This window comes from Limnobacter sp. MED105 (assembly GCF_000170915.1).
GTDB lineage: Bacteria > Pseudomonadota > Gammaproteobacteria > Burkholderiales > Burkholderiaceae_B > Limnobacter.
Genome location: NZ_ABCT01000034.1, coordinates 1 through 7919, shown reverse-complemented (window position 1 = coordinate 7919; position 7919 = coordinate 1). Strand labels below are relative to the sequence as shown.

The window sequence follows — 7919 nt, the reverse complement described above, 5'->3', positions numbered from 1 at the left end:
GTGTGTTCATGATTTGGCGGTGGCTGCACGCGTTTATCAAACCGACTCGATTGCTCGGGTCAACACAAATCAAATCACGCCAAACAATCACAGCCGTGGTTGCAACGTGTTGGTGATTGACCTGGATGTGCATCAGGGCGACGGAACCGCTGAAATTTTAGAGAACGACGACAGTGTGTTTACCTTCTCGATGCACGGTGAGAAAAATTATCCCTTCCAAAAAGAGCAAAGTGACTTGGACATCGAACTACCGGATGGAACTGGAGATGATGAATACCTGGAACATCTTGAAAGGGCGTTGTACCAGATCAACCAGAGGTTTACACCGAACTTGATTTTGTATGTGGCTGGGCTTGATGTTCACCAAGCGGATCGCCTTGGAAAATTATCCTTGAGCGACCAAGGCGTTTTGCTACGCGACCAATTGGTATTGCAGTGGGCCCATAAACGCCAACTTCCAGTGGCTGCAGTGATGGCTGGGGGATATTTTCCTGATCTTGACCATTTAACTGACCTGCAACTTGGGGTAATCAAGCGCTTGGCAGACTATGGTAAGTACCATCAAGAGACCATAAAAACTACCTTGAACTGGTAGATTTAAGAAATCGCTCGAATTAGATGACTTAAAACCCTGTTATCACTCGATCTGGGGCCTTGGCGGTTAACCCAATTCTGCGTAGAATTCAACAAAACATTCGTTCGAATAATAAAGACAACACACCATGATCTACAAAGCATTACTCGGCTCAACATTTCTTGCTTTATCCATGGTGTTAAGCCCCGCTATAAACGCTGCACCTAGTCAGTCTGAGCGTGCGAACCTGAAAGAAGCCCACGATCCCCTGTCACTGAACAGTTCAGTAGCCTTGGTGGCCGACGCCGACTCCCTTGAAGTGCTCTATGCAAAAAATCCATCGGCGGTCGTTCCCATCGCGTCAATTACCAAAATCATGACCGTTGTGGTCACGCTCGAAGCGGGACTTAATCTTGATGAAGTCATTACCATCACCACAGAGGACATTGATTACTACAAAAATACCCGTTCACGATTGAAGCCTGGTAGCGAATTTACCCGCCGGGAACTGATTCACCTGGCACTTATGGCCTCGGAAAATCGCGCTGCATCAGCTTTGGGGCGCAGTTATCCAGGAGGTTTGGCAGCGTGCGTGGCTGAAATGAATCGCCGCGCCGCCTCCCTGCGTATGTTCAATACCAACTTTGCTGAAACCACGGGTCTTTCTGTTGAAAATAAATCGAGTGCCAACGATCTGGCGCGCATGGTCCTGCACGCACAGCGTTTTCCCTTGATTCGTCAGTTTTCAACCGATCCACAATTTTCTGTACAGTCGGGCAAGGGGCAGTTGAATTTCAGAAATACCAATCGTCTGATCAAAAACAAGGAATGGGATATTCAGGTCCAGAAGACCGGCTTCATCAATGAAGCGGGGCGTTGCCTCGTAATGAAGGCCAAGGTCGGCGATCGCAATCTGGTGATCGTGTTGCTGGACGCTTTGGGTTCTCAGGCTCGATTTGCAGATGCAGAACGAATTCGGGAGTATGTGATGGCCGTGGCGCCCAGTGCAGCCACGTACGTAACCAAATAAAATTACAGTCTGAATCGACCGCTGGGAGGGGTTACCCGTCCTTGCCAGCCCAGGGATGCGCTGATTCGTTGTGCTGTATGAATAAGCTCTTGAAGCCAATCTTCCTGAATTCGATCAGCTGGCGCAGAAATGGATAAGCCAGCGATCAGTTTCGATGAATCGTCGTAGATGCCGGCCGCCATACAACGAACGCCCATTTCAAGTTCTTCGTTGTCTCGCGCAAATCCTTCAGTTCTGACCAGTAGCAGTTCCTTTTCCAGTTTTTCAAGCGTAGTCAAGCTGTTCAATGTAGTGCCGCGCAAGGTAGTTCTCTCGGCGTACAGCTTCAAATTCTCTGGTGATTCATTGGCCAGAAAAAGTTTGCCGGTCGATGTGAGGTGCAAAGGTGCTCGCCCTCCAATTGCACGCACCACCTGCATGCCAGAGCGTTCACTGTAAGCGCGGTCCACGTACACAATCTCATCACCTTGTCGAACCGACAGGTTGACGGTTTGGCCAGTCAGGCGATGCAATTTGCGCATTAGCTCGAGAGCAGCATCGCGCACATTCAACCGGGCTTTCACCAGGTTGCCAAGCTCGAGTAAACGCATGCCCAAGCGATACAGGCCCGGATCGGTTCGGTCAACAAGTCTGCAGGCCACCAGGTCATTCAAAATTCGGTGGGCAGTGGAGGGGTGCAGTTTGGTGTCGCGCGCCAAGTCTTTTAACGCAACAGGGTCTTGGTGTTCAGCCAAGGCGTCCAACAATTGCATCATTCGTTCAATCACCTGAATACTGGTGCGTCCAATTGACTCTTCGCTCATACGGGGTAGTTCCTTTTCATCCGGTGGGAAGTTTAAACCATATTGTGAAATACGTCACTCGTTATGGTTATCACTACTGGCTGGAAAGCGGCGTGCTGCATACACTTGACAAGTTTTCAGACATTTTGGGGAAATGCCTTGCGCGTCGGTTTGTTTGTTACCTGCCTTGTGGATTCCATGCGGCCCTCTGTGGGTTTTTCAACCATTGAGTTGCTGGAATCCGCCGGTTGCGAAGTGGTTGTACCTCAGGCCCAAACCTGCTGCGGCCAGCCAGCCTGGAATTCTGGAGACCACGAAAGTACGCACAAACTGGCTCAAAAATGGCTGGCCGAGTTTGAGCAGTTTGATTATGTGGTCGCGCCGTCCGGTTCCTGCGCTGGTATGACCAAAGTTCATTACACCGAAGTGTTCAAGAATGATCCTGACTTAAAGATGCGCGCAGCTCGACTGGCCGCACGCACCTACGAGCTTACCGATTTTCTGGTGAATGTTCTGGGCGTGGACAAGGTCAAGCTGGGCATCAGTGAACTTAAACAGATCACCTATCACGATTCCTGTAGTGGTCTGCGCGAGTTGGGCGTGCAAAAGCAACCCCGTACCTTGATTGGTAAAATGGGCGGTGTTGAGATTCTTGAGATGAAAGACAGTCGGCAGTGTTGCGGTTTCGGTGGCACGTTCGCCTTGAAGTATGGTGAGGTTTCCAGTGCCATTTGCACGGACAAATGTGAGCAGGTACAAGCCACCGGTGCGCAGGCGGTAGTGCTGGGTGACTTGGGTTGTATGTTGAACATTGAAGGTCGCTTGCGCCGCATGGGTGACAACACGCAGGTGTTGCATGTGGCCGAGTTGCTCACGGGTCGCAAGCCCGGTCAAATCTAAAGTAGGGCGGTAGCACCATGCAAGTACAAAGCATGTTTTTTGAAAGAAAGGCCAGTGAAAAACTGAACGACCCGCGCCTGCAGGAGAATTTGAAGCGTCTCTCGTCCAAGTTCGTAAATGCCAGGGCCACCAGCATTCTGGAGTTGGAGGATTTCGAAGGAACGCGTTCTGCGGCGGTTGAAATTCGCAACCGAAGCATCAAGAATCTGGATGTGTGGCTTGAGTTGTTTGAGCAAAAAGCCGCTGAAACTGGTGCGAAGGTTTTGTTTGCACGTACGCCTCAAGAGGCAGCTCAGCTGGTCGTGAAAATTGCCAAAAAGCACAGTGTGAAATCTGTGATCAAATCGAAGTCGATGGTGACTGAAGAAATGGCGCTGAACAAAGCACTTGAAGCTGCAGACGTGAAAGTGCGTGAGACCGACCTTGGCGAATATATTCTTCAAATCAACGACAACGAGCGACCCAGCCACATTATTGCGCCTGTGGTGCACAAGGACAAAGAACAGGTGGCTGACCTGTTTGAGAAGCATCACCATTTGCCGCGCAAAACCGACATTGCCGAAATGACCCGTGAGGCTCGCGAAATTTTGCGTCCCCAGTTTTTGGCCGCAGATATGGGTGTAACCGGTGGCAACTTCATTATCGCTGAAACCGGTTCTGTGGCCCTGGTGACCAATGAGGGAAACGAGGGTATGTGTACCATCAACCCCCGTGTGCACGTGGCCATCACTGGTGTAGAGAAAGTGGTGCCTACCCTGGAAGACTTCGCTACGCTGATTCGCTTGCTGCCGCGTTCGGCAACCGGGCAAAGCATTTCAAACTATGTGTCCTTGCTAACAGGCCCGAAGCGGGAGGGTGATCTGGATGGCCCTGAGCACATGTATTTTGTGATTCTGGATGGTGGCCGCACTGGATTGCTGGGCGGTGAGTTTGAGGAGATGCTTCGCTGTATCAAATGCGGTGCATGCATGAACCATTGCCCGGTATACCAAAAAATTGGCGGCCATGCCTATGGGTGGGTATATCCTGGCCCTATGGGGTCTGTGCTCACTCCCAGTTACACCGGCATCGAAAAAGCGCTTGATCTGCCACAGGCTGCCACGCTGTGTGGCGAGTGCCACGTGGTTTGTCCGGTAAAAATTCCATTGCCCGATTTGTTGCGAAAATTGCGGGAACAACAGTTCTCGAGAGGGCTTCGTCCCTGGCAAGAGAAGGCGGCATTCAAAGTGTGGGCTTTTGTGGCTCAACGACCTGCCTTGTATCGGATGTTGTCACGCATCGGTATCAAGGCCATGGCGTGGTGGGGCAAGCGCAAGGGGGGTATTCATAGTTTGCCCGGAGCAAAGGGCTGGACCGATCAACGTGACTTTCCGGTACCGACCGGTGAGACTTTTTCAAGCTTGTATCAGCAGCGAAAAAAATGAATTGATTGGCGCTGGTGATTGTAATGAAAGCGGCTTTAATCAAGCCGCTTTTTTACTTCTTGCGTAGCTGTGGTTTGCAATTCACGCGAATGGTCGCAGCACATTCGGTCACTAGCTCCGGGCCTTTGTAAATAAGGCCTGTGTACATTTGCACCAGTTTTGCGCCTGCGCGAATTTTTTCGACAGCATGTTCTCCGCTGGAAATACCCCCTACACCGATGATAGGTATGTCGTCGCCCAGTTCGGCATACAAGCGCTTGATGACATGGGTTGATTTTTCCATTACAGGCTCGCCACTCAGGCCGCCTTGCTCTTCGCAATGCGGAAGGCCAGCCACGCTGCTTTTGTCGATTGTGGTGTTGGTCGCAATCACACCGTCAAAGCCAAAATGGGTTAGGCGTTGGGCAATCGCATCAATTTGATCGTCATCCAGATCGGGGGCAATTTTCAGGGCCATGGGTTTGTACAAACCGTGTTCATCGGCCAGTGCTTTTTGTTTCTCTTTCAGAGAGCCCAATAAAATATCAAGGCTATCGCCGCCTTGCAGGTCTCGAAGGTTCTTGGTGTTCGGTGAGGAAATGTTGACCGTGATGTAAGTGGCGTAGGGATACACCGCTTCGAGCGCAGCCAAGTAATCATCGGCTGCATTCTCGACCGGTGTTACTGCGTTTTTGCCGATGTTGATGCCCAATATGCCCGGGTAATTACTGGCCTTCACATTTCGTATCAGCGTGTCTACGCCCTCGTTGTTAAAACCCATGCGATTAATCAGTGCGTTGGCTTTGGGCAGCCGAAAAAGCCTTGGTTGAGGGTTGCCGGGTTGGGGCTTGGGCGTTACGGTGCCTACTTCAAGAAAACCAAAACCCATTAGTCCGAGTTCGCTGATATAAGCCGCATCTTTGTCCAGCCCAGCAGCCAAACCCACCCTGTTTGGGAAATCGATACCCATCACTTTCACGGGATCCGCCACTGCCTTGGGCGAGAATAGCTTGAGCAAACCGAGCTTGCGCAGCATTTGCAGGTTACTGAAAGTGATGTGATGTGCTTTCTCGGGGTCAAGGGAAAACAGTGCAGGGCGAACAAGCGAATAGGGCAGCAGCATGGCGGTTTTTCAAGTACCGGTAATTTTGATGGAATACCCCGCATTGTAACGGGGAAACCTTGCGCGATTAGCGGATCGGTTCAGCCAATGGTTGCCACGTATTGTCCTGAAGAACCTCTGCAGAAGAAAAGCGGGCCTTGTAAGCCATTTTCTCGCTTTCCTTAATCCAGTATCCCAAATACAGGTAGGGAAGTTCCAGATCTCGGCATTGTTCAATTTGCCAAAGCACCCCGTAAACCCCCAGGCCGCTTCGTTCCTCGGGATCGAAGAAGGTATACACCGAGGATAGGCCATCGGTGAGAATATCGATGATGGAAACCATGACCAATTTGCCTTCAGGGTTTCGGAACTCCACCAAGCGCGAGTTCACCCGGGTTTGCAGCAAGAACTGAGAATACTGTTCGCGACTGTCTTCGTCCATGCCGCCGCCATGGTGTCGGGCTGACTGGTATTTCAGGTATAGCGCGTAATGCTCTGAATTGAAGTGCAGGCGCTGTACGCTGGGTTTCAGCTTGGAGAAAGCCTTCACCGTGCGCCGCTGGCTGCGGTTGGTGTGAAACTGAGACACCTTCAGGCGCAAAGGTTTGCAAGAGGTACAACCGTCGCAGTGGGGTTTGTAGGTGAACAGGCCGCTGCGGCGAAAACCCATGCGGACCAGTTCGCTGTACACGTCTGCATTGATTAAATGGCTGGGGGTAGCCACCTGTGACCTGGCCAAACGATTGTCCAGGTAACTACAGGGGTAAGGCGCAGTCGAATAAAACTGCAGCGTGGAGAAGGGCAGTTCCTTAGGTCTGGTCATACGTCCATTTAAGTTCGCGAGGTTCCCAATTCAAGGTGGGCTGCACAATGGAATTCGCCATTTCAGTCTCAAACACCTTTCGGCTTACCGTGCGGGCACCCATAGACATCAAATGCCCGGTGGCCTGCTGGCAATCAATTATGTGCACATTCTGTGATTTTAGCCAATACACAAAATGAGCGAAGGCCACCTTGGATGCATCGGTTTGTGTGGCAAACATGCTTTCACCGTACACCATTTTGCCCAAGGCTACGCAATAGAGGCCTCCGATCAGTTGATCACCTTGCCAGTGCTCAACCGAGTGGGCCAGGCCGCGTTGGTGAAGGGCTGTGTACGCGGCGATCACCTCCTCGGTGATCCAGGTGCCATCCTGGCCTGGTCTGGGAGCTGCGCAAGCACGCATCACTTTCTCGAAGGCTGTATTTAAATGTATGGCGCTACCGGGAGTCGCTTGCATTTTTCGTATCGCTTTGGCCAGCGATCGGTGCAGCTTGAATTCGGCGGTGTACAACACGGCGCGTGGGGATGTGCTCCACCAAAGCACTGGCTCGCCGTGGGAGTACCAAGGGAATATGCCGTGCGCATAACTTGTTTCGAGCCAGTCCGCGTTGATTTCCATGCTTGCTGCGAGTAGCCCTGGTGGGTACTCAAGTGCTTGGGTAGTGCTGGGGAATTCGCTTGGAGAGTCCAGCCAAGGTATGGTGGTTTTTGTCATCCGGCCTTGAATTGCGAATCAGTCCAGTCCGTGTGATCGAACACGTCGCCCGTATGCAGTGTGTAGCGACCTGCTTTTCGGTCTGCAAAAAACAGAGTCAATGTTTTTGACACGGTCTTGAAAGCCAACTCATCCCAAGGAATCTCTTCTTCGGAGAACAATTTCACGTCCAGGCTTTCTTCACCTGCACAAAACGTCGGCGTGGGCATCTCAGCCCGGAAGAAAATATGAACCTGCTCGGCACGAATGACATCGAACATGGTGAACAGCGGGCCAAGCTCAACTTTGGCACCAGCTTCTTCCCACGTTTCACGTTCTGCGCCCTGGTGCGTGGTCTCGTTCAATTCCATGAAACCTGCGGGCAGGGTCCAGTACCCGTAGCGCGGCTCGATTGCTCGCTTGCACAGTAATACCTTGCCTTGAAAAGTCGGAATGCTGCCCACCACAATCTTTGGATTCACATAGTGAATTGCGTTGCAGCCCGGGCAGCAGCTGCGTAGTCGGTTGTCGCCTTCGGGAATCCGGAGTTCAAGAGGAGTGCCACATGTGCTGCAGTATTTCATTTGTTGTTTGCTTCTATTTTTGTAAAA

Annotated in this window: 9 protein-coding genes; 4 read left to right on the top strand and 5 right to left on the bottom strand. The window is 51.5% G+C overall.

Annotated features, from left to right (window positions below; genetic code table 11):
* Together LMED105_RS15710 and LMED105_RS15705 are read left to right on the top strand one after the other, a co-directional pair.
* Nucleotides 1-595, top strand: a 595-nt coding sequence (locus LMED105_RS15710; RefSeq protein WP_008253285.1) for a histone deacetylase, incomplete at its 5' end; no start/stop codon positions are given.
* Nucleotides 596-722: 127 nt separating this feature from the next.
* On the top strand, nucleotides 723-1604 hold the full coding sequence (locus LMED105_RS15705) for a serine hydrolase (RefSeq protein ID WP_156799738.1): 882 nt from the start codon (nucleotides 723-725) through the stop codon (nucleotides 1602-1604).
* A 2-nt stretch (nucleotides 1605-1606) separates the two neighbouring features.
* Here the strand turns inward: LMED105_RS15705 and LMED105_RS15700 are convergent, their stop codons facing one another.
* On the bottom strand, nucleotides 1607-2407 hold the full coding sequence (locus LMED105_RS15700; RefSeq protein WP_008253276.1) for an IclR family transcriptional regulator: 801 nt from the start codon (nucleotides 2405-2407) through the stop codon (nucleotides 1607-1609).
* 138 nt (nucleotides 2408-2545) lie between these two features.
* Here LMED105_RS15700 and LMED105_RS15695 point away from each other — a divergent pair, with 138 nt between their 5' ends.
* Both LMED105_RS15695 and LMED105_RS15690 read left to right on the top strand, forming a co-directional pair.
* Nucleotides 2546-3286, top strand: a complete 741-nt coding sequence (locus LMED105_RS15695; protein ID WP_040513805.1) for a (Fe-S)-binding protein — start codon at nucleotides 2546-2548, stop codon at nucleotides 3284-3286.
* A 17-nt stretch (nucleotides 3287-3303) separates the two neighbouring features.
* The gene (locus LMED105_RS15690; protein WP_008253266.1) at nucleotides 3304-4710 is read left to right on the top strand and encodes a LutB/LldF family L-lactate oxidation iron-sulfur protein; all 1407 of its coding nucleotides are present in this window, start codon (nucleotides 3304-3306) and stop codon (nucleotides 4708-4710) included.
* A gap of 52 nt (nucleotides 4711-4762) precedes the next feature.
* Here the strand turns inward: LMED105_RS15690 and LMED105_RS15685 are convergent, their stop codons facing one another.
* The 4 genes from LMED105_RS15685 to LMED105_RS15670 all read right to left on the bottom strand — a co-directional run bounded on the left by LMED105_RS15685 (nucleotide 4763) and on the right by LMED105_RS15670 (nucleotide 7892).
* Nucleotides 4763-5812, bottom strand: a complete 1050-nt coding sequence (locus tag LMED105_RS15685) for a quinone-dependent dihydroorotate dehydrogenase (protein ID WP_008253264.1) — start codon at nucleotides 5810-5812, stop codon at nucleotides 4763-4765.
* Between the two features lie 67 nt (nucleotides 5813-5879).
* Nucleotides 5880-6614, bottom strand: a complete 735-nt coding sequence (locus tag LMED105_RS15680; RefSeq protein WP_008253262.1) for an arginyltransferase — start codon at nucleotides 6612-6614, stop codon at nucleotides 5880-5882.
* Nucleotides 6601-7329, bottom strand: a complete 729-nt coding sequence (gene aat / locus LMED105_RS15675; protein ID WP_008253260.1) for a leucyl/phenylalanyl-tRNA--protein transferase — start codon at nucleotides 7327-7329, stop codon at nucleotides 6601-6603. Before aat ends, LMED105_RS15680 begins: the two co-directional genes overlap by 14 nt.
* On the bottom strand, nucleotides 7326-7892 hold the full coding sequence (locus LMED105_RS15670) for an NUDIX hydrolase (RefSeq protein WP_050771270.1): 567 nt from the start codon (nucleotides 7890-7892) through the stop codon (nucleotides 7326-7328). Before LMED105_RS15670 ends, aat begins: the two co-directional genes overlap by 4 nt.
* Between the last annotated feature and the right edge of the window lie 27 nt (nucleotides 7893-7919).